Origin of the sequence: Bradyrhizobium sp. IC4060, assembly GCF_020193715.1 — a bacterium.
Taxonomy (GTDB): Bacteria; Pseudomonadota; Alphaproteobacteria; order Rhizobiales; family Xanthobacteraceae; genus Bradyrhizobium; species Bradyrhizobium yuanmingense.
The window spans coordinates 254,324-273,560 of the sequence record NZ_JADYVJ010000010.1 but is presented as its reverse complement, the minus strand read 5'-3'; the positions used below and the strand labels follow the sequence as shown (position 1 = coordinate 273,560).

19 protein-coding genes are annotated in these 19,237 nt (G+C 64.6%); 3 read left to right on the top strand and 16 right to left on the bottom strand.

Going from position 1 to position 19,237, the window contains the following annotated elements; translation table 11 throughout:
* Positions 1-3: 3 nt before the first annotated feature.
* From I6F16_RS28295 to cyoA, 7 genes are read right to left on the bottom strand one after another with little or no spacing between them, the layout of a single operon-like run.
* Positions 4-537 (bottom strand): response regulator transcription factor, encoded by a 534-nt coding sequence (locus tag I6F16_RS28295; protein WP_057028497.1) that lies wholly within the window; start codon positions 535-537, stop codon positions 4-6.
* Complete coding sequence (locus I6F16_RS28290) at positions 527-1,930, bottom strand: ATP-binding protein (protein WP_225174176.1); 1,404 nt, start codon at positions 1,928-1,930, stop codon at positions 527-529. The genes I6F16_RS28295 and I6F16_RS28290 overlap by 11 nt, the downstream gene beginning before the upstream one ends.
* Positions 1,902-2,753 (bottom strand): SURF1 family protein, encoded by an 852-nt coding sequence (locus tag I6F16_RS28285; protein ID WP_225114896.1) that lies wholly within the window; start codon positions 2,751-2,753, stop codon positions 1,902-1,904. The genes I6F16_RS28290 and I6F16_RS28285 overlap by 29 nt, the downstream gene beginning before the upstream one ends.
* Positions 2,750-3,130, bottom strand: a complete 381-nt coding sequence (gene cyoD, locus I6F16_RS28280; protein ID WP_036001948.1) for a cytochrome o ubiquinol oxidase subunit IV — start codon at positions 3,128-3,130, stop codon at positions 2,750-2,752. Before cyoD ends, I6F16_RS28285 begins: the two co-directional genes overlap by 4 nt.
* Positions 3,127-3,756 (bottom strand): cytochrome o ubiquinol oxidase subunit III, encoded by a 630-nt coding sequence (gene cyoC, locus I6F16_RS28275; RefSeq protein ID WP_225114897.1) that lies wholly within the window; start codon positions 3,754-3,756, stop codon positions 3,127-3,129. Before cyoC ends, cyoD begins: the two co-directional genes overlap by 4 nt.
* A complete protein-coding gene (gene cyoB / locus I6F16_RS28270) occupies positions 3,757-5,754 on the bottom strand; it encodes a cytochrome o ubiquinol oxidase subunit I (RefSeq protein WP_225114898.1) in 1,998 nt (665 codons plus the stop codon).
* 25 nt (positions 5,755-5,779) lie between these two features.
* Entirely contained in the window at positions 5,780-6,940 is a 1,161-nt protein-coding gene (gene cyoA, locus I6F16_RS28265; RefSeq protein ID WP_225114899.1) for a ubiquinol oxidase subunit II, read from the bottom strand.
* A 182-nt stretch (positions 6,941-7,122) separates the two neighbouring features.
* Here cyoA and I6F16_RS28260 point away from each other — a divergent pair, with 182 nt between their 5' ends.
* Positions 7,123-8,451 (top strand): MFS transporter, encoded by a 1,329-nt coding sequence (locus tag I6F16_RS28260; protein ID WP_225114900.1) that lies wholly within the window; start codon positions 7,123-7,125, stop codon positions 8,449-8,451.
* Between the two features lie 60 nt (positions 8,452-8,511).
* Here I6F16_RS28260 and I6F16_RS28255 read toward each other — a convergent pair whose 3' ends face one another.
* Together I6F16_RS28255 and I6F16_RS28250 are read right to left on the bottom strand one after the other, a co-directional pair.
* Positions 8,512-9,006 (bottom strand): VOC family protein, encoded by a 495-nt coding sequence (locus I6F16_RS28255; RefSeq protein ID WP_225114901.1) that lies wholly within the window; start codon positions 9,004-9,006, stop codon positions 8,512-8,514.
* An 89-nt stretch (positions 9,007-9,095) separates the two neighbouring features.
* A complete protein-coding gene (locus tag I6F16_RS28250) occupies positions 9,096-9,641 on the bottom strand; it encodes a carboxymuconolactone decarboxylase family protein (protein WP_036001930.1) in 546 nt (181 codons plus the stop codon).
* A gap of 127 nt (positions 9,642-9,768) precedes the next feature.
* Between I6F16_RS28250 and I6F16_RS28245 the strand changes: the two genes are divergently transcribed.
* Together I6F16_RS28245 and I6F16_RS28240 are read left to right on the top strand one after the other, a co-directional pair.
* On the top strand, positions 9,769-10,983 hold the full coding sequence (locus I6F16_RS28245) for an acyl-CoA dehydrogenase family protein (RefSeq protein WP_225114902.1): 1,215 nt from the start codon (positions 9,769-9,771) through the stop codon (positions 10,981-10,983).
* 145 nt (positions 10,984-11,128) lie between these two features.
* On the top strand, positions 11,129-12,268 hold the full coding sequence (locus tag I6F16_RS28240) for an acyl-CoA dehydrogenase family protein (protein WP_225114903.1): 1,140 nt from the start codon (positions 11,129-11,131) through the stop codon (positions 12,266-12,268).
* Between the two features lie 225 nt (positions 12,269-12,493).
* Here I6F16_RS28240 and I6F16_RS28235 read toward each other — a convergent pair whose 3' ends face one another.
* The 7 genes from I6F16_RS28235 to I6F16_RS28205 form a co-directional block, all read right to left on the bottom strand.
* A complete protein-coding gene (locus tag I6F16_RS28235) occupies positions 12,494-13,531 on the bottom strand; it encodes an amino acid ABC transporter substrate-binding protein (RefSeq protein ID WP_036001959.1) in 1,038 nt (345 codons plus the stop codon).
* A gap of 130 nt (positions 13,532-13,661) precedes the next feature.
* Positions 13,662-14,255: a L,D-transpeptidase gene (locus I6F16_RS28230; protein WP_225134377.1), complete on the bottom strand. Its 594-nt coding sequence runs from the start codon at positions 14,253-14,255 to the stop codon at positions 13,662-13,664.
* Positions 14,256-14,612: 357 nt separating this feature from the next.
* Complete coding sequence (locus I6F16_RS28225; RefSeq protein ID WP_225114905.1) at positions 14,613-15,584, bottom strand: hypothetical protein; 972 nt, start codon at positions 15,582-15,584, stop codon at positions 14,613-14,615.
* 103 nt (positions 15,585-15,687) lie between these two features.
* Positions 15,688-16,251 (bottom strand): thioredoxin family protein, encoded by a 564-nt coding sequence (locus tag I6F16_RS28220; protein ID WP_225174175.1) that lies wholly within the window; start codon positions 16,249-16,251, stop codon positions 15,688-15,690.
* Positions 16,252-16,282: 31 nt separating this feature from the next.
* Positions 16,283-16,981, bottom strand: a complete 699-nt coding sequence (locus I6F16_RS28215; RefSeq protein WP_036020281.1) for a cytochrome c biogenesis CcdA family protein — start codon at positions 16,979-16,981, stop codon at positions 16,283-16,285.
* 484 nt (positions 16,982-17,465) lie between these two features.
* Positions 17,466-18,077, bottom strand: a complete 612-nt coding sequence (locus I6F16_RS28210) for a sigma-70 family RNA polymerase sigma factor (protein WP_225174174.1) — start codon at positions 18,075-18,077, stop codon at positions 17,466-17,468.
* Positions 18,078-18,485: 408 nt separating this feature from the next.
* The gene (locus I6F16_RS28205; RefSeq protein WP_109142152.1) at positions 18,486-19,217 is read right to left on the bottom strand and encodes a response regulator; all 732 of its coding nucleotides are present in this window, start codon (positions 19,215-19,217) and stop codon (positions 18,486-18,488) included.
* Positions 19,218-19,237: the final 20 nt, after the last annotated feature.

Below are 19,237 nucleotides of genomic sequence, written 5' to 3'. Positions count from 1 at the left end.
CTCCTACTTCACCGGGCGCTTCTCGAGCTTCCTCGCCAGCGTCCGCCGGTGCATGCCCAGCCGGCGGGCCGCTTCCGAGATGTTGAAGTCGGTCTCGATCAAGGTCTGGTGGATGCGTTCCCATTCCAACGTCTTGATCGAGGTCGGCCGCGAATCGAGCGCGACCTCGGCGTTGCCTTCGGCCTTGTGGAAGGCGGCCTCGATGTCGTCGGTGTTCGACGGCTTTGCCAGATAGTGACAGGCCCCCAACTTAATCGCCTCGACCGCGGTGGAGATGCTGGCAAAGCCGGTCAGCACCACGATCAGCATGTCCGGGTCATGCGTGTGCAGGAGCTCGACGCAGGCAAGGCCCGAGGCGCCGCCGAGCTTGAGGTCGACCACGGCATGACCGAAAGAGCGTTCCTCCAGCACCTGGCGCACCTCCTCGATCGAGGCGGCGAGTACCACCTCGTAGCCGCGGCGCTCGAACGAGCGCTTCAGCGTGCGGGCAAAACCCGCATCGTCCTCGACGACGATCAGCGAACGGTCAGGCGTCAAAATTCCCTCCGATCGCCAATGTTGCGAGCGGCAGCGTGAGGCGCACCGTGGCGCCGCGCTTCCTGTGGTTCTTGGCGCTCACGGTGCCCCCCAATTTGCGCACGACGTTCACCACCAGGAACAGGCCGAGCCCGCCGCCGGCACGACCCTTGCTCGACTGGTAGGGCTTCCCCAACTGCGCCAGCATCTCCGGCGCAAAGCCCGGGCCGCGGTCGGAGATCGACAGCACGAGATTGTCGCCCTCGCGCTCGGCGACGAGCTCGACCCACTCGCGCGAGACCTCATAGGCGTTGTCGAGCACGTTGAAGATCACCTGCTTCAGCGCGACGTCGGAGACGATTGCGACGTCCTCGCCGAAGGTGTTGACGAAGTAGAGCGTGCGGGCGGAGCGCGCATTGCGCCATTCGTCGACCAGCGCGGTGACGAAGGCCGTCACCGTCGTCGGCGAGGAGCCTTCGCCGCGCGCTTCGCCCGCCGACACCAAGATGCCTGTCACGATCGACTTGCAGCGCTGCAACGAGGTTTCCATCTCCGCGAGGTCCTCGGCAAGCTCCTGATCGGCGGCAAGATCGGGCATGCGGCGCCAGTCGCTGAGGATTACCGAGAGCGAGGCGAGCGGCGTGCCGAGCTCATGCGCCGCACCGGAGGCGAGCAGGCCCATGCGCACGATATGGTCCTGTTCGGCGGCATGCTGGCGCAGCGCCGCCAGATGCGCGTCGCGCTCGCGCAAATTCCTGTTGATGCGGGTGACGAACACGACGAGCAGCACGGCGTTGAGCACGAAGCCCAGGAGCATGCCTGTTACGGTGAGCGTATAGGTCTCGCTCAACGGATTGGGCGGCAGATCGAGCGGCCGGTAGGCCAATGTCAGCCAGACGAAGCTGGCGCAGGTCAGCGCCACCAGCGACCAGGTCGATCGGGCATCGAGCAGCACCGCACCGAGCGTCACCTGGAGCAGGAACAGCGAGGTGAAGGGATTGGTGGCGCCGCCGGAGAGATAGAGCTGCGCGGTCAGCGCGGCGACGTCCAGTATCAAGGCGACCAACAGCTCGTTGTTGGTGATCGCAGCGCGATGGCGCACCCAGACTAGGCTGGAGACGTTGAGCAGCACCAGCGCGCCGATCACCGCGCCCATCCGCTCCAGCGGCAGGGGGATGTCGAGGCCGAAATGCACGGCACCGATGGTCACGATCTGGCCGACCACCGCGCTCCAGCGCAGCTGGATCAGCAGCGCCATGTTCTTGCGGTTGGTCTCGTCCTCGGTCGGCATGGTGCCGATCAGCTCGCTGCGCGCGTCGGCCTGCGATTGCAGCGTGACGGCTTGCCCGTCACGCCCAAGCGTCTGGGAAAGCGTTTTCCCGTCGTCAGGTCGGCTCGACGATCGTTCCAGCATCTGATCCCGTCCTGCGGGCGTCGGCATCCGAGCCGCCGGCCTTGTCGTGGACGAAGCGCTTGCGACGGAACAGCCCGCCGCCGAATATGACGAAAAGTCTGCCGGCGAGCATGAAAGCCAGGGTAAACCACGTCAGCGCGTAGATCAGGTGGTTATTGGGAAAGCGGATCACGGTCAATCCGCCGATTGGGCCGCCGGCGATTTGTGATCCGGCGTCGGCGTCCACGAAGAAGGGCGCGACCTCGCCAAGACCGCGCGCCGCCGCAATGGCGGCGACGTCCCGCGAGTACCAGCGGTTGTGCTGGGGCACGTTGGTCCGCAGGAAACCGCCCTTCGGCTCGGTGATGCGCAGGAGGCCGGTGATCTCGACCCGACCTTGCGGATTGCCGTCCCGGCGCGTCGATGCGTCGCGGCGCTCGGACGGCACGAAGCCGCGATTGATCAGGACCAGCGTGCCGTCGTCGCGCGCAAGCGGCGTCAGCACCCAATAGCCGGGGCCTTCCTCGGTAACGGCCTGAACCAGCGTCTCGCTCTCATGCAGGAAGCGCCCGCTGAGGCTGACGTGCCTGTATTCGTCATTTGCGGCGCTGACGGTGGACCACGAAGCGGGCGAGGGAATCGGCTGAGCCGGCGCGTGGACGCGCTGCTCGACCCGGTCGATCAGCGCCAGCTTCCAGGCGCGGCGCTCGATCTGCCAGACGCCGAGCGCGATCAGAAGCACGAAAGTAATGAGCGACAGGATCGTAAGCCACAAGGACGGCGACCGCGCAGCCTTGCTGCGCGCATCTCCGTCCTCACCCGTCACGGTCCCGGTTTCGCTCACTTCATGCCGCTCATCTGGTGCATCGGCATCATGTTGCTGTTGAGGTGGCTCATCACCCACAGCGAACCCGACAGTGCGATCACCACCATCACGATGGTGAAGATCAGCGCCATCATGGTCCAGCCGTTCTCGGAGGTCGTGTTCATGTGCAGGAAGTAGACCATGTGCACGACGATCTGCACGATTGCGAAGGCCATGATCACCAGCGCGGTGATCTGCTTGCTCGGCAGCGCGCCGCTCATCACCAGCCAGAACGGGATCGCGGTGAGCACGACCGAGAGCACGAAGCCGAGCATGTAGCCCGAGAACGTGCTGTGGGCGTGGCCGCCCTCGTGGTGATGGTCGTGCGCGCCGGCTGCGTGGGTATCGGTGCTCATCGCAGAACTCCCAGGAGATAGACGAAGGTGAAGACGCCGATCCAGACCACGTCGAGGAAGTGCCAGAACATCGACAGACACATCAGGCGGCGGCGGTTGGCCTCGATCAGGCCGAACTTTCCGACCTGCACCATCAGCGTCACCAGCCAGATCAGGCCGCAGGTGACGTGCAGGCCGTGGGTGCCGACCAGGGTGAAGAAGGCGGAGAGGAAGGCGCTGCGCTGCGGCGTGGCGCCCTCGTGGATCATGTGGGCGAACTCGAAGAGCTCGATGCCGATGAAGGCGAGGCCGAACAGGCCGGTGATCGCGAGCCAGATTTGCGTCTGCGCGACCTTGTTCTGCTGCATCGTCAGCATCGCAAAGCCGTAGGTGATCGACGACAGCAGCAGCATCGAGGTGTTCACCGCGACCAGGGTGAGGTCGAACAGGTCCTTCGGCGCGGGGCCGGCGGCATAGTTGCCGCCGAGCACGCCGTAGGTGGCGAACAGGATCGCAAAGATGAGACAGTCGCTCATCAGATAGATCCAGAAGCCGAGCGAGGTGCTCCAGCCTTCCGGATGCGGATGCTCGTCGGCGAGATAGAAGACCGGCTCGCCGGTCTGCGACGGATTGAGGGCAACGGTCATTTACTTGGCTCCGGCGAGCAGCTTGGTGCGCGCGTCCTCGGTCCGGATGACGTCGTCAGCCGGAATGTCGAAGTCGCGGTGATAGTTGAAGGTGTGGCCGATCCCGACGGCGAGCATCGCGATGAAGCTCAGGGCTGCGAGCCACCACATGTACCAGACGAGAGCAAAGCCCATCGCGGTGGCGAAGCCGGCGAGGATGATGCCGGTGCCGGTGCTGCTGGGCATGTGGATCGGCTTGAACCCGGTGAGCGGACGCTGATAGCCGCGCCGCTTCATGTCCCACCACGCGTCATTGTCGTGAACGACGGGGGTGAAGGCGAAGTTGTAGTCCGGCGGCGGCGAGGAGGTCGCCCATTCCAGCGTGCGCGCGTCCCAGGGATCGCCGGTGACGTCCTTGAGCTGCTCGCGCTTGAGCAGGCTGACCGCGAACTGCATCAGCATCGCGAGGATGCCGATGAAGACGAACACGGCACCGATCGCGGCGATGACGAACCAGATCTGCAAGGACGGATCGTCGAACACGCGCAGGCGCCGGGTCACGCCCATCAGGCCGAGCACGTAGAGCGGCATGAAGGCCAGGTAGAAGCCCGTGACCCAGAACCAGAACGACATCTTGCCCCAGAACGGATCGAGCTTGAAGCCGAACGCCTTCGGAAACCAGTAGTTGATGCCGGCGAACGCGCCGAACACCACGCCGCCGATGATCACGTTGTGGAAGTGCGCGATCAGGAACAGGCTGTTGTGCAGCACGAAGTCGGCCGGCGGCACCGCGAGCAGAACGCCGGTCATGCCGCCGATCACGAAGGTCAGCATGAAGGCGATGGTCCACATCATCGGCAGCTCGTAGCGGATGCGGCCGCGATACATCGTGAACAGCCAGTTGAACATCTTCGCGCCCGTCGGGATCGAGATGATCATCGTGGTGATGCCGAAGAACGAGTTGACGCTGGCACCCGAGCCCATCGTGAAGAAGTGGTGCAGCCACACGAGGTAGGACAGGATGGTGATGACCACGGTGGCGTAGACCATCGAGGTGTAGCCGAACAGCCGCTTGCCCGAGAAGGTCGAGGTGACCTCGGAGAAGATGCCGAAGGCCGGGAGAACCAGGATGTAGACTTCGGGGTGGCCCCAGATCCAGATCAGGTTCACGTACATCATCGGGCTGCCGCCGAAATCGTTGGTGAAGAAGTTGGTGCCGACGTAGCGGTCGAGCGACAGCAGCGCGAGCACCACGGTCAGGACCGGGAAGGAGGCGACGATCAGCACGTTGGTGCAGAGCGAGGTCCAGGTGAACACCGGCATCTTCATCATGGTCATGCCGGGGCAGCGCAGCTTGACGATGGTGCAGATCAGGTTGATGCCGGATAGCGTCGTGCCGACGCCGGCGACCTGCAGCGCCCAGATGTAATAGTCGACGCCGACGTCGGGACTGTAGCCGATGTTCGACAGCGGCGGATAAGCCAGCCAGCCGGTGCGGGCGAATTCGCCGATGAACAGCGAGGCCATCACCAGCACCGCGCCGCCGACCGTCATCCAGAAGCTGAAATTGTTCAGGAAGGGGAACGAGACGTCGCGCGCGCCGATCTGCAGCGGCACGACGTAGTTCATCAGGCCCGTGACCAGCGGCATCGCCACGAAGAAGATCATGATGACGCCGTGGGCGGTGAAGACCTGGTCGTAGTGATGGGCGTTGAGATAGCCTTCGGAGCCATTGAAGGCGAGCATCTGCTGGCCGCGCATCATAAGCGCATCGGCAAAGCCGCGCAGCAGCATCACGATGCCGAGGATCATGTACATGATGCCGATGCGCTTGTGGTCCACCGTGGTGAACCATTCGCGCCAGAGATAGCCCCAGAGGCGGAAATAGGTGAGGCCGCCGAGCAGCGCGGCGCCGCCGAGCGCGACCACCACGAAGGTGCCGACGACGATCGGCTCGTGCAGCGGCAGCGATTCGAGGCCGAGCCGGCCGAAAATGAGCTTGAGAAGATCAGGAGACATGCGCGTTCTCTTTAGGAATCTGACTTCAGGAATCGGACTTGGGACGCTGTCCGAGGAAGAAGGACGAGGACTTCAGCGGCGTGAACGACGGCCGCTTCAGGCCGGCACCCAGGAGCGGCGCGAAATCGGTCGGAGCCTTGATCGAGGCGGTGGTCTGCCCCTGCGGCGCATCCGGCGTGCAGGTGCCGGCGACGAAGGTCGGCTCGGGTCCGAGCACCGTGCCGCGGCGGGCATACTTGTCGTAGGCGAGCGGCAGTGTGTTGTTCAGGCCCTGATGGCCGTTGCCGCCCTTGGCGTCGATCGCCATCATCTCGCTCTGGCACATCTTGCCGGTCTCGACGCACATGTTGAGGATCAGGCGGTAGAGATCGGCATCGACGGCGCCCCAGCGCCGCACCGGCTCGTTCTGGCTGGGCTTCTCCAGCTGAAGATATTCGGCCCGGCCGAGCGAGCCGCCGGCCGACTTGGCGCTGGCGATCCAGGCGTCAAAGCCGTTGTCGTCGAGTCCCTTAAAATTGAAGTGCATGCCGGAGAAGCCGGCGCCGCTATAGTTCGCCGAAAAACCCTTGTAGGTGCCGGCGTGGTTGACGACGGCGTGGAGCTTGGTCTCCATGCCCGGCATCGCATAGATCTGGCCGGCGAGCGCGGGGATGTAGAACGAGTTCATCACCGAGGACGCGGTGATGCGGAAGGTGATCGGGCGATCGACCGGAGCTGCGAGCTCATTGACGGTGGCGATGCCGTAGTCCGGGTAGATGAAGAGCCACTTCCAGTCGAGCGCGACGACGTCGACCTCGAGCGGGGCCTTGGACTTGTCCACGGCGCGCTCGGCATGAATGCGGCCGAGGGTGCGATAGGGATCGAGCAGATGCGTGCCCATCCAGGTCAGCGCGCCCAGGCAAATGATGATGAGAAGCGGCGCCGACCAGATCACCAGCTCGAGCTTGGTCGAGTGATCCCAGTCCGGCTCGTAGCGGGCCGCGGTGTTGGACTGGCGGTAGCGCCAGGCGAACAGCACCGTCAGCGCCATCACGGGCACGACGATCAGCAGCATCAGGACGGTGGAGATGATGACGAGGTCGCGCTGTTGCGCTGCGATATCGCCGGCTGGCGCCAGCACGACATAGTCGCAGCCGCTGAGCGCAGCAGCCAGAGGTAGTAGCGCCAGGATCTTGAGACGAGACACGGGCCGAGCCTTATGAGAATGAGTTTCCTTTGCGGGGCCAAGGGGTAGCTGCGGCGCAACAATCCGGACATTGGACAATTTGTCCAATGTTGCAGTGCGGGAGCTTGGGCCAGACAGGGTCAGATTGCCTGGCGCCCCGCCGGGCGGTCAGCTTTGGTTTTCAGGACGTTAAGGGCGCACGAATGGCGACGGCACAGACCCCCGCAATGGCAAACCTCCACACGGGCGAGCACGGCCACGACCAGGCCAGTCCCGGCGAGATCGCCATCGGCGTCATCATCGGCCGTACCTCGGAATTCTTCGACTTCTTCGTCTTCGCGATCGCCTCGGTGATCGTGTTTCCGCGCCTGGTGTTTCCGTTCGCGAGCGAGCTGACCGGGACCCTCTATTCCTTCATGGTCTTCGCGCTGGCCTTCATGGCCCGTCCGATCGGCACCGTCATTTTCATGACGATCGACCGGGAATACGGCAAGACGGCCAAGCTGATCTCGGCGCTATTCCTGCTCGGCACCGCCACCGTCGCGCTCGCGTTCCTGCCCGGATATCAGGAGATCGGCGTCGCCGCGATCTGGCTGCTGGCGCTGGCGCGCATCGCGCAGGGTCTGGCCTGGGGCGGCGCCTGGGACGGCATGGCTTCGCTGCTGGCGCTGAATGCGCCGGCCTCGCAGCGCGGCTGGTACGCGATGGTGCCTCAGCTCGGCGCCCCGCTCGGGCTGATCGTGGCGAGCGCGCTGTTCGCCTATTTCGCCGGTCTCCTCTCGGCAGATGACTTCTTCGACTGGGGCTGGCGCTATCCGTTCTTCGTCGCCTTCGCCATCAATGTCGTCGCGCTGTTCGCGCGTCTGCGTATGGTGACGACGGAAGAATACGCCACGCTGTTCGAGACGCGCGAACTCCAGCCGGCGCGGATCTCCGAGACGGTCGCGCGCGAAGGCCAGACCATCATGCTAGGGGCCTTCGCGCCGCTGGCGAGCTTCGCGCTGTTTCACATGGTCACGGTGTTCCCGCTGTCCTGGGTGTTCCTGTTCACCCACGAAAGCCCGGTGCGCTTTTTGATCATCGAGATCGTCGCCGCCGTGTTCGGCGTCGCCGCGATCGTGGCCTCCGGCATCATTGCCGACCGCGTCGGCCGCAAGTCGCTCTTGATGGGATCGGCGATCGCGATCGCGATCTACAGCGGCTTCGCGCCGCAGCTGCTCGACGCCGGCGCGTTCGGCGAGACCATCTACATGGTGATCGGCTTCATCCTGCTCGGCCTGTCATTCGGCCAGTCGTCGGGCGCGATCGCCTCGAATTTCCGGCAGGCCTATCGCTACACGGCGTCGGCGCTGACCTCCGACATGGCCTGGCTGTTCGGCGCCGGCTTCGCCCCGCTGGTCGCGCTGCTGCTCGCCACCAATCTCGGCGTCATCGCCTCGGGTGCGTATCTGTTGTCCGGCGCGTTCTGGACCCTGCTCGCGCTCTGGCTCAGCGGCCAGCGCGAGGCGGGGGATATGGACGCAGGGCGCTGATCACGCAGCGCATGCAGGGGTGGGTAAAGGCGCTCCTCGCGCCGTGCCTACCTCTAGGCATCACCCCTCCCGCTGCCGCAACAGCGCTTCGACATCCAGCCGCTTGGTGAACATCGCGAGCTTCCCGTCAGGCCCGAACGGCCATTGCTCCCGCGGCTTGTCCCAATACAGCTCCACGCCGTTCTGGTCGGGATCACGCAGGTAAAGCGCCTCGCTGACGCCATGGTCGCTGGCGCCATCGAGCGCAATCCCGGCCGTGAGCACCCGATGCAGCGCATCCGCCAGCGCGGGGCGCGTCGGAAACAGGATCGCGGTGTGATAGAGCCCGGTCGCATCACGCGGCGGCGGTGAGCCGCCCTTGCTCTCCCAGGTGTTGAGCCCGATGTGGTGGTGATAGCCGCCGGCCGAGATGAAGGCCGCCCCCGAGCCCATCCGCTGCATCAGCTCGAAGCCGAGCACGCCGCAATAGAAGCCGAGCGCACGATCGAGATCGGCGACCTTGAGATGGACGTGGCCGATCCTGGTGCCGGCAGGAATGGTGGGGCTTTGCGACATGTGAATGCTCCCTCGAAAACATGCACGTAGGCCCCGCTTCGAGCCAGTGCTACGGCCAAACTCGAAACCCATCGTTTCTGAATGGGAAACTAAGCCAGCTCCGACACCTCGCCCTCGGGCAGGCCGAACTCGAACGTGTTCAGCGTCATCGACACCAGCGTGTAGTAGCCGCACAGCCCGATGACCTCGACGACGCCGCGCTCGCCGAGCAGCTTGACCGCTTCGTCGTAGAGACCTTTCTCGACGCCGTGGCCCTCGTGCAGCGACTTCGCGAGATCGTAGATCATCTTCCCCATGGGATCGTCGAAATCGGGGGTGCGGCGGTCGCGGATCGCATCGATGATCTCGCCCTTCATGCCGCCGGCGAGCGCGAGGCGCTTGTGCGCGTACCATTCGTAATGCGCGGTCCAGTGCCGCGCCGTCACCAGGATCGCGATCTCCGACAGCTTGGCCGGGAAGATCGTGTCGAAGCGCATGACCTCGCCGAGCCGCGTGGCGTGCCGGGCCATCTCGGGACTATTGAGCCAAGCCATCATCGGAGGCGGCGGCTTGCCGCGCTTGCCGGCGATCGACTCGTCATAGGTCTGCCGCTGGCTCTCGTTCATTTCGCCAGGCGAAAGAAGTTTTAGGCGCATTGTCGTTTCCTCTTTGTTTTCAAGGCTCGCCGCAGCAATGACTATAACCGATAAGTGGTTGAATTCCGCGGGGGCTTGGCCCAGACTCGCTGTCAACAATTCGAATGTTGGGTGATGGAAACGACCAATGACCGATCTCAAAACCAGCGATTCTGAATTCGCCGATCTCGAAACATTCCGCAACGAGACCCGCGCCTGGCTGGAGGCCAATTGCCCGCCGGAGATGCGCAAGCCCGCAACGTCCGATGCCGACGTGTTCTGGGGCGGACGCAACGCGAAATTCTCGTCCGAGCCGCAGCGCATCTGGTTCGAGCGCATGCGCGACAAGGGCTGGACCGTGCCCGACTGGCCGAAGGAGTATGGCGGCGGTGGCTTAAGCGCTGCCGAGCACAAGGTGCTGCGTGCGGAGATGGCGCGGATCGGCGCGCGGCCGCCGCTGTCGAGCTTCGGCATCTGGATGCTCGGGCCGGCGCTCTTGAAATACGGCAACGAGGCCCAGAAGAAGGAGCATCTGCCGAAGATCGCCGCGGGCGAGATCCGTTGGTGCCAGGGCTATTCGGAGCCGAACGCCGGTTCCGACCTCGCTTCGCTCCAGACCCGCGCCGAGAGCGATGGCGACGACTTCATCATCAATGGCCAGAAGATATGGACGTCCTACGCCAATTACGCCGACTGGATCTTCTGCCTGGTCCGCACCGACCCGGCCGCGAAGAAGCATGACGGCATCAGCTTCATCCTGTTCGACATGGCCTCGAAGGGCGTCTCGACCAAGCCGATCCTGCTGATCTCGGGCTACTCGCCGTTCTGCGAGACTTTCTTCGACAATGTCCGCGTGCCGAAGTCGCATGTCGTCGGCACCATCAACCGCGGCTGGGACGTCGCGAAATATCTGCTCCAGCACGAGCGCGCGATGATCTCGGGGATGGGCGAGCGCGGCGTCGGCCGGCCGCTCGGCCAGATCGCGGCCGATTCCGTCGGCACCGATGGGCAGGGCAGGCTCGACGACGCCATGCTGCGCGGTAGAATCGCGAGCTTCGACGTCGATGAAGCTGCGCTCGCGGCCTGCGCCGAGCGCGCGGTCGATCTCGCCAAGGCCGGGCAGGCGCATCCGGCGTTCTCCTCGGCGATGAAATATTACGGCACCGAGCTCAACAAGCGCCGCCACGAAATCCTGATGTCGGCGGGCGGCGTCGATGCGCTGGAATGGGAGAGCGAGCGCTCCAGGCAGGGCGCGCGCCCGCGCGCCTGGCTGCGCACCAAGGCTAACTCGATCGAGGGCGGCACGTCCGAGGTCATGCTCGGCATCGTCGCCAAGCGCATCCTGGACCTGCCGGGGGCGTGAGGTTTCCGTCATTCCGGGGCGCGACGAAGTCGCGAGCCCGGAATCCATTCATCCTCCCCCTCTGCCGCCCGATGGATTCCGGGCCTGCGCCTGCGGCGCATCCCGGAATGACGAACCAGATAGATTTCGAATCGGAAACACGCATATGGCCCTCGTCCTCACCGAAGAACAATCCATGCTCCGCGACTCCGCGCGCGGGCTGATCAGCGACAAGGCGCCGGTGTCGCACCTGCGCCACTTGCGCGACAGCAAGGACCCCACCGGCTTCTCCAAGGATCTTTGGCATTCCTTCGCCGAGATGGGGTTTGCCGGCTTGCTCGTGCCGGAAGAGTTCGGTGGCAGCGATCTCGGTTTCGTCGAAGCCGGAATTATCATGGAGGAGATCGGCCGCACCTTGATGCCATCGCCCTTCCTCGCGACGTCAGTGGTGGCGGCATCAGTGCTGACCCGCGGCGGCAATGCCGCGCAGAAATCGGAATATCTGTCGAAGATCGCGAACGGCTCGCTGCTCGCGACGCTCGCGATCGACGAGGGCGCCAAGCATCGCCCGCTGCAGACCAGCCTCAAGGCCGCGCGCGCCGGCAACGGCTTCAAGCTATCGGGCGCCAAGGCGTTGGTGGTCGACGGTCATGTCGCCGATCTCCTCATCGTCGCCGCGCGCACCGCGGGCTCTGCCGGCGAACGCGAGGGCCTGACGCTGTTCCTGGTCAACCCCAAGGCCAAGGGCGTTGCGATCGAGCGCACCATCATGGTCGATGCGCACAATGCGGCGCGGATTGAATTCGCCAATGTCGAGGTCACCGCCGACAGCGTGCTCGGCGAGGTCGACCAGGCGGCCGGCCTGCTCGATGGCGTGCTCGATATCGGCCGCGGCGCGGTCGCCGCCGAAATGGTCGGCCTCAGCGACGAGGTCTTTGGCCGCACCGTCGAGTATCTGAAGAGCCGCAAGCAGTTCGGCAAGCTGATCGGCGAATTCCAGGCGCTGCAGCATCGCGCCGCCGAGCTCTATATCGACATCGAGATCACCCGCGCGGCCACCATGAAGGCGCTGCAGGCGCTCGATGCCGACCTTGCCAAGGCCGCATCCGCCGTCGCCGTCGCCAAGGCGCGCGCCGGCACCACCGCCACGCGCGCGGTGCAGGAAGGCGTGCAGATGCACGGCGGCATGGGCATGACCGACCAGTTCGACATCGGCTTCTTCATGAAGCGCGCCCGCGTCTGCGAGGAGCTGTTCGGCGATGCGAACTACCACACCGAGCAGCTGGCCAGGTCGCGGGGTTATTGAGTATCCCGTAGCCCGGATGGAGCGCAGCGAAATCCGGGTTCTTTCCGCACGGCGAGACGCCCCGGATTGCGCTACGCTCCATCCGGGCTACGGCACTTGATATTGTGGAAGCGTTCGCCTCAATCTCGTCATTGCGAGCGCAGCGAAGCAATCCAGAATCTTTCCGCGGAGACAGTCTGGATTGCTTCGTCGCTGCGCTCCTCGCAATGACGAAGGACAGTGTCGTTACCGCATCGGCGGTGCGTACTGCACGCCGCCTGCGTTCCACAGCTGGTTCATGCCGCGCGGGATCTTCAGCTTCGACTTCTCGCCGATGTTGCGATCGTACATCTCGCCGTAATTGCCGACGTGGCGGATGATGCGCGCGGCCCAGTCCTTGGTGAGGCCGAGCTGCTCGCCGTAGCGGCCTTCGGTGCCGACGAGGCGCATCACCTCCGGCTTCTTCGACTTCAAGGCCTCGTCGATGTTCTCCGAGGTCACGCCGAGCTCCTCGGCGTTGATCATCGCGTAAAGCGTCCACTTCACGATCATCATCCAGTCGTCGTCGCGCTGGCGCACCACGGGGGCGAGCGGCTCCTTGGAGATCATGTCCGGCAGGATCATGTGGTCGCCGGGCTTCGTCAGGTTCAGCCTGAGAGCATAGAGCTGAGAAACGTCGGCGGAGAACGTGTCGCACTTGCCGGTGTCGTACGCCTTCACCACGTCGTTGAGGTTATCGAACTTCACCTCTTCATACTTCATGTTGTTGATGCGGAAGTAATCGGCGACGTTGAGTGTCGTCGTGGTTCCGTTCTGCACGCAGACCTTGCTGTCTGCCAGGTCGAGCGAGGTCTCCTTGTTGCGCGTGCGCGGCACCATGAAGCCGACGCCGTCGTAATAGGCCACGGCCGGGAAATACAAATCGTAGTCGAGCTCGCGCGCCATGCTCCAGGTCGTGTTGCGCGAGAGGATGTCCACCTTGCGGCTCTGCAGCTCCTTGAAACGCTCGTTGGCGTCGAGCGGAACGAACTTCGCCTTGCCGGGGTCGTTGAAGATCGCAGCGGCCACCGCGCGGCAGAAATCGACGTCGAAGCCGGTCCAGTTGCCCTTGTCGTCGGGGATCGAGAAGCCCGGCAGGCCCTTGTTGACGCCGCACAGCACCTCGCCGCGGCGAACCGTGCGCCTCAGGGTGCGGGTGTCGTAAAACTCGTAAATGATCGCGCCGATGGCGACCAGCACGGCGATGGCGACCCCGATCAGCAGGCCGCCACGAAAAGTGCGCATCATGTTGCTCTCTCGAAAAATCGGGAAAAGGAATCAGGCGAGGACGGAGTGCATGATCCGGATCCGGACGACCGCGTTGGCGCAAGGCACGCTGCGGCCGTCCGAAGCAATCATGCCGGGATCATGAACCTTAGAGCTCGGGCTTCTGCCGGATGACCACCTTGGTGCCGACAGGGACGCGATCGTAGAGGTCGGCGACGTCGGCGTTGACCAGGCGGAAGCAGCCGGACGACACCTTGGTGCCGATCGTGTCGGGTCGGTTGGTGCCGTGGATGCGGTAGACGGTGGTGCCGAGATACATGGCGCGGGCCCCCAGCGGGTTGCCCGGGCCGCCGGCCATGAAGCGCGGCAGATAAGGCTGGCGCTGGATCATCTCCGGCGGCGGTGTCCAGTCCGGCCACTCCTTCTTGTTGGTGATGGTCACCAGCCCCTGCCACTGGAATCCGTCGCGGCCGACGCCGATGCCGTAGCGGATGGCGCGCCCGCCGGGTTGCACCAAATAGAGGTGACGCTCGGCCGTCGAGACGATGATCGTGCCCGGCGGCTCGGTGGTGCGGAAGTAGACCACCTGCTTCTGCCATTCCGGCTCGAGCTGGTATCCGTCATCGGCGATCAGGCCCGGCTCGTCGCCGCGGTCCGGCTGCTGGGCGAAGGCGTGCGGTGTGGACAGGGCCAGTCCCATCGCAGCCACGAAAACCCCGGTCAGGCGACGAAAATCCGTCATTCAAGCTCTCCCCGCTGCCACACAGCGCAAATCATTCGGAACCATCAAACCTGAGGGGCAAGTTCATGGCAAGTTGATGGCGCGCCGTCCTGGCATGTCACGAGAATGCTTTGGTTTTTTGACGGGCTCGGCGCAATGCCAGGAACAGGGGATGGCGCGAAAAGCATAGGTGGTACCGCAGTGGTGGTCCGCTCCCTCCCCCGCTCGCGGGGGAGGGTTGGGGAGAGGGTGCTTCCGCAATGGGACACTCCCCCAGAGGATAGAACCCTCACCCGCCGCTACGCGGCGACCTCTCCCGCAAGCGGGAGAGGCTTAGATCGAACGCGTGGTGAGATCGAGGCCGACAATTTGCGCCAGCTAAATCTTGTTGCTCCCCGCCGGGATCCCGAGCCGCCGGACGATCTCCGTCGCCACGGCGCGGGCTTCGACGCGCGAGCCGATGCGGGGGCTGCGAAACCGCCGCCCCGAATGCAGCCGGATCACCACGATGCAATGCTCGTCCTCGGAGCGGCCGCGGCGCTCGACCGTGATCGACTTGACGTCGGGTCCGGTGATTTGGTCGGCGCGCAGGCTGCCGTCGCCCCACAGGCGCTCGACGCGAATATCGTTCGGTCGAATGACCCAGAACGCGCCGGTCGCAAGGTTGGCATAGCGATAGATGGTGAATGCCGCGATCGCACCCAGCGGCAGCAGCAGTATATCGACATGGCTGGGGGAAAGGCCGCGCCACAGCTTGTAGGCATAGGGGGCCGCGGACAAAGCCACCGCGATCAGTGCGACGATGCGGATCTCCCGTGCAGGAAACGCCTCGAGAGGCTCGCCGAGATGCATCTCGGGATTGCTGGCATCGAGCGGGTTGCTCGGCGCCTCGACATTGGGAACGTCGAAATGCGCCGCGATCCACGCCACGGTGTCGCGGACATGGGTGACGTCGGAAATCGGCGGCGAGGTCAGCCGCTCGCCCGAGGCCAGGGTGAAGACGAGCTGGAAGCGGGCCTTCACCCGCTTGCTGCCGGGGACCTGTAGCGCCGTGATCTCGTCCTTGCCGACGAGGCGCGTCCGGAGCTTTCCGAACGGCCGCTGCCGCCCGATCAGGATCTCGTCCGGCGTGATGATCCACACCACCGCCGGCGCCATCATGATGCCGACGACGAATCCGGCTCCCACCAGCAGCGCCACCGTCGATATCGTGATTTCCAGGAGGTCCTGCGTGAACAGACCCGGCGTGAAGCAGAGCGCAACGGCAGCCGCACAGCCGGCCACGACCAGCCGCTGCGCGATCGAGGAACCTTCACGAAGGCGGATGTCGGTGCTGGTGGTCGCGTCCATTGCGGGCGGCTAATTGCGTCGGTTGCGAAACTCCACGGACGGCTCCGTGGAGTCAAGCAACAAGGGCGACAATTGAAGCCCGCCGCGCGATGACCGTGCGGCGTCAGCTGCTCGCGTTCAGCAGCTTGGCCACCGTGCGATCGATCTCGTCATAGCTGCCTTCGCCGGCGTGCTGGAACACGATCTTGCCGCTCTGGTCGACGATGTATTGCGCCGGCCAATATTGATTGCGATAGGCGTTCCAGGTGTTGGACTCATTGTCCTGCGCCACCGGATAGGTGATGCCATGGCGCTTCAGCGCGGCCTGCACGTTGGCGGCGGAGCGCTCGAACGGGAATTCCGGCGTGTGCACGCCGACCACGACGAGGCCTCGATCCCGGTACTTGGCGTAGAGGCCGGTGACATGCGGCAACGTGTTGACGCAGTTGACGCAGCCATAGGTCCAGAAATTGACCAGCACGACCTTGCCGCGGAGATCGGCGATATGAAGCGGCTTCGAGTTGAACCAGTTGGTGATGCCGGTGAAGTCGGGCGCGGCCTGCTGGTTCGCGGCGGCGGTGACGACAGGCGCGGCGCGTGCGGCCTCGTCGCAGATGCCGGGAATGACGGCGCCGGTCACTGTGATGCCGATCAGTGCAGCAGACATTGCGAGCAGCTTGAGAGTCATGGAAAGTGTCCTCCGGTGAAGATGAGGGGGATCACAGGCCGATCTGGCCGGTGGGGTAGAAGCCGGTGAGCCACGCCACGATCAGCGTGTCGTATTGGAAATAGGCGGCGACCGCGAAGCCGATCACGACGACGCCAAAGCCCTGCTGCAGCCGCGGCGAGATCCGGGCCAGGCTGCGCACGCGCGTGGTCGCGGCCTGTCCGCCGTAGGCTATTCCAAGCATCGGGATCGCAGCGCCAATGGCATAGGCGACGAGCAGCGTGCCGGCCCAGGCAACGTTCTTCGACGTCGCCACCAGCGTCAGGATCGAGCCGAGCACGGGCCCTGCGCAGGGCGTCCAGACCAGTCCCAAGGTGGTGCCGAGGATCAGCCCACCGAGTGCGCCGTCGCGCTGCGTGGCGCCGATGTTGCCGAGATCGAGCCAGCCGTTGATCCGGATCGACAGCCATTCGAACGGCGCCGGCCACAGCATCAACAGGCCGAAGCCGAGCAGCAGGACCGCTGCCGCCTCGCGCAGCACGTTCGGATCGAAATCGAAGGCCCGCGTGATCGCGCCGAGCGCCAGCGCGACCATGGAGAAGGAAAAGACGAAGCCGAGCGCGATCATCGCGGGTCGCAGATGCCCCGCGCGCCCGATCGAGGCGCCGAGCAGGATCGGCAACATTGGCAGCGTACAGGGCGCCGCGATGGTGAGGATGCCGGCGAGGAGAGCAAAGAGCAGGTCGAGCATGAGGCACTCGTGAGGGAGGTCACGAGGGCTGTTCGCGTGCGGTGGGACGGTCGTTACGCAGCGTCACGGCTTCGTGACGGGGGCTGTTGCTTTGCAGAGCACGGTGGCCGCGGGCTCCCGCCTCTCCCCCTTGCCGGAGAGGCCGGCGCACTCGCAGAGTGCGGCGGGTGAGGGTTCTTTCCTCTGGGGGGAGTGCCCCGTTGCGGAAACACCCTCTCCCCAGCCCTCCCCCGCAAGCGGGGGAGGGAGCGCACCGACCGCGGAGCCGGCAACCACTCAGGCCCAAATAAAAACGACCCGGACGGGGCATCGTCCGGGTCGCTGGAGGTCTTGGGAGGTTTAACGAAACCGTATGGGAGCTTTATAGAAGGGAAGTTTTTCCGCCTGATGTTGTCGTTTGTTTCAATTGTTTCGTCAGTGGTAACGCTTCCGTGTCCGGGGAGAGGGCCAAAACGGAGGTCCTATCCCCTTGAAAACATTATTGTTAAGCGGCGAAACGGTCGACGCCGGCGCCCTTAAGCAAATCGGCGAGTTGCTTGCGCGCATAGAACATCCGCGTCTTCACCGTGCTCTGGGGGATGCCGATGATCTGGCCGACCTCCTCCACCGACTTCTCGTGGTAATAGACGAGGTTGATGATCTCCCGATGCGCCGGCGACAGCTTCTGCACGCAGGCGCGCAGGATGGCGCTGGTGTCGCTGCGGTCGAGCGAGGTCTCCGGCGTGTCGCAACCATCAGGGATCTGACGCACGTCCTCCTGATCGATGTCCTCAAAGCGGCGCTGGCGCATCGCGGTCAGCGCCTTGAAGCGGGCGATCGAGAGCAGCCAGGTGGACACCTGCGAGCGGCCCTGGAATTGGCCGGCGGTCCGCCACACGTCCAGAAACACCTGGCTGACCAGATCTTCCGCCGTGGTGGCGTCGCGCACGATGCGCAGGATGAATCGGTACACCCGTACATTGTGCCGGCAGTAAAGGATGTGCATGGCCGTCCGGTTGCCGTCGGCAATGCTTGCGAGGAGCATGTCGTCCGAGGTCGCCTGAGCGGCAATGATGCCCTGGCTGGCTTGGGCGTTGATGGCAATGACGTTCGGCATGGACTTGGCTCCCCGTAGCGCCGCAACCGAGCGGCGTTTCCTTGGGTCAAAGTGTTAAGGAGCCAACGTTTCGGGACGTCTGCACGAAAAGCGGAAAATGGTTTCGTGCGCCGTCAAATTGTTTCGCCGGACAGGGTGCGACGAAACATTCGGGGCAAAAAACCTTGTGATTTCAACGTACGGAAAATACGGGGGTGGGGATTCGGGGCCGGACGGGCGCGCCGCGGAACGAATTTTGGAGGATTGCGTTTGGTCGCGCCGCACCTACCGCTGTCGTCCCGGGGGCGATAATCTCGTAGCCCGGATGAAGCGCAGCGAAATCCGGGGCAACTCCATCCGCGGCTACAGCACCCCCGGATTGCGCTGTGCTCCATCCGGGCTACGGCAGAGCGGGTTGTGCCGCTCGCCCTACGCCTTCTCGCCCTGCGGCGAGAACAGATAGCCGCCGCCGCGGATGGTGCGGATTACGGCAGGCTTGGCCGGGTCGGGCTCGATCTTGCGGCGGATGCGCATGATGCGCAGATCGACCGCGCGGTCGAAGGCTTCGGCGTCGCGGGCGTTGGCGAGCTCGAGCAGGCGCTCGCGCGACAGCACGCGCTTCGGATTGGCCGCGAACACCTTGAGCAGCCCGAACTCGGATGCGGTCAGCGGATGCTCGTTGCCCTCGTCGTCGCGCAAGGCCTGCGCTTCGAGGTCGAGCCATTTGGTGCCGAAGCGCACCAGCTGCTCCTTGTCCGCCTTCGCCGCCGGCGCGTCTGCCGCCTTGGCCGGTCCGCTCCGCCGCAGCACCGAGCGGATGCGCGCCATCAGCTCGCGCAGCTCGCAGGGCTTCGCCACGTAATCGTCCGCGCCGAGCTCAAGGCCAACGACGCGGTCGATCGGGCTCGCGGTCGCCGTCAGCATGATGACGGGTACGTTGATGCGGCTCTTGAGGTCGCGGATGATCGAGAGCCCGTCTTCCTCGGGCATGTTGAGGTCGAGCACGACGAGATCAGGCATGCTGCCCTGGATCGCGGCGCGCAAGGACTTGCCGCCGTCGCACAGCGTCACGGTGAAGCCGTGCATCTTGAGGTAATCGCCGACCATCTCCCGGGCCGGAGCCTCATCGTCGACGATCATGATGTGCTGGCTTTGGGTCATGGTCTTTGCATCACGGGCTT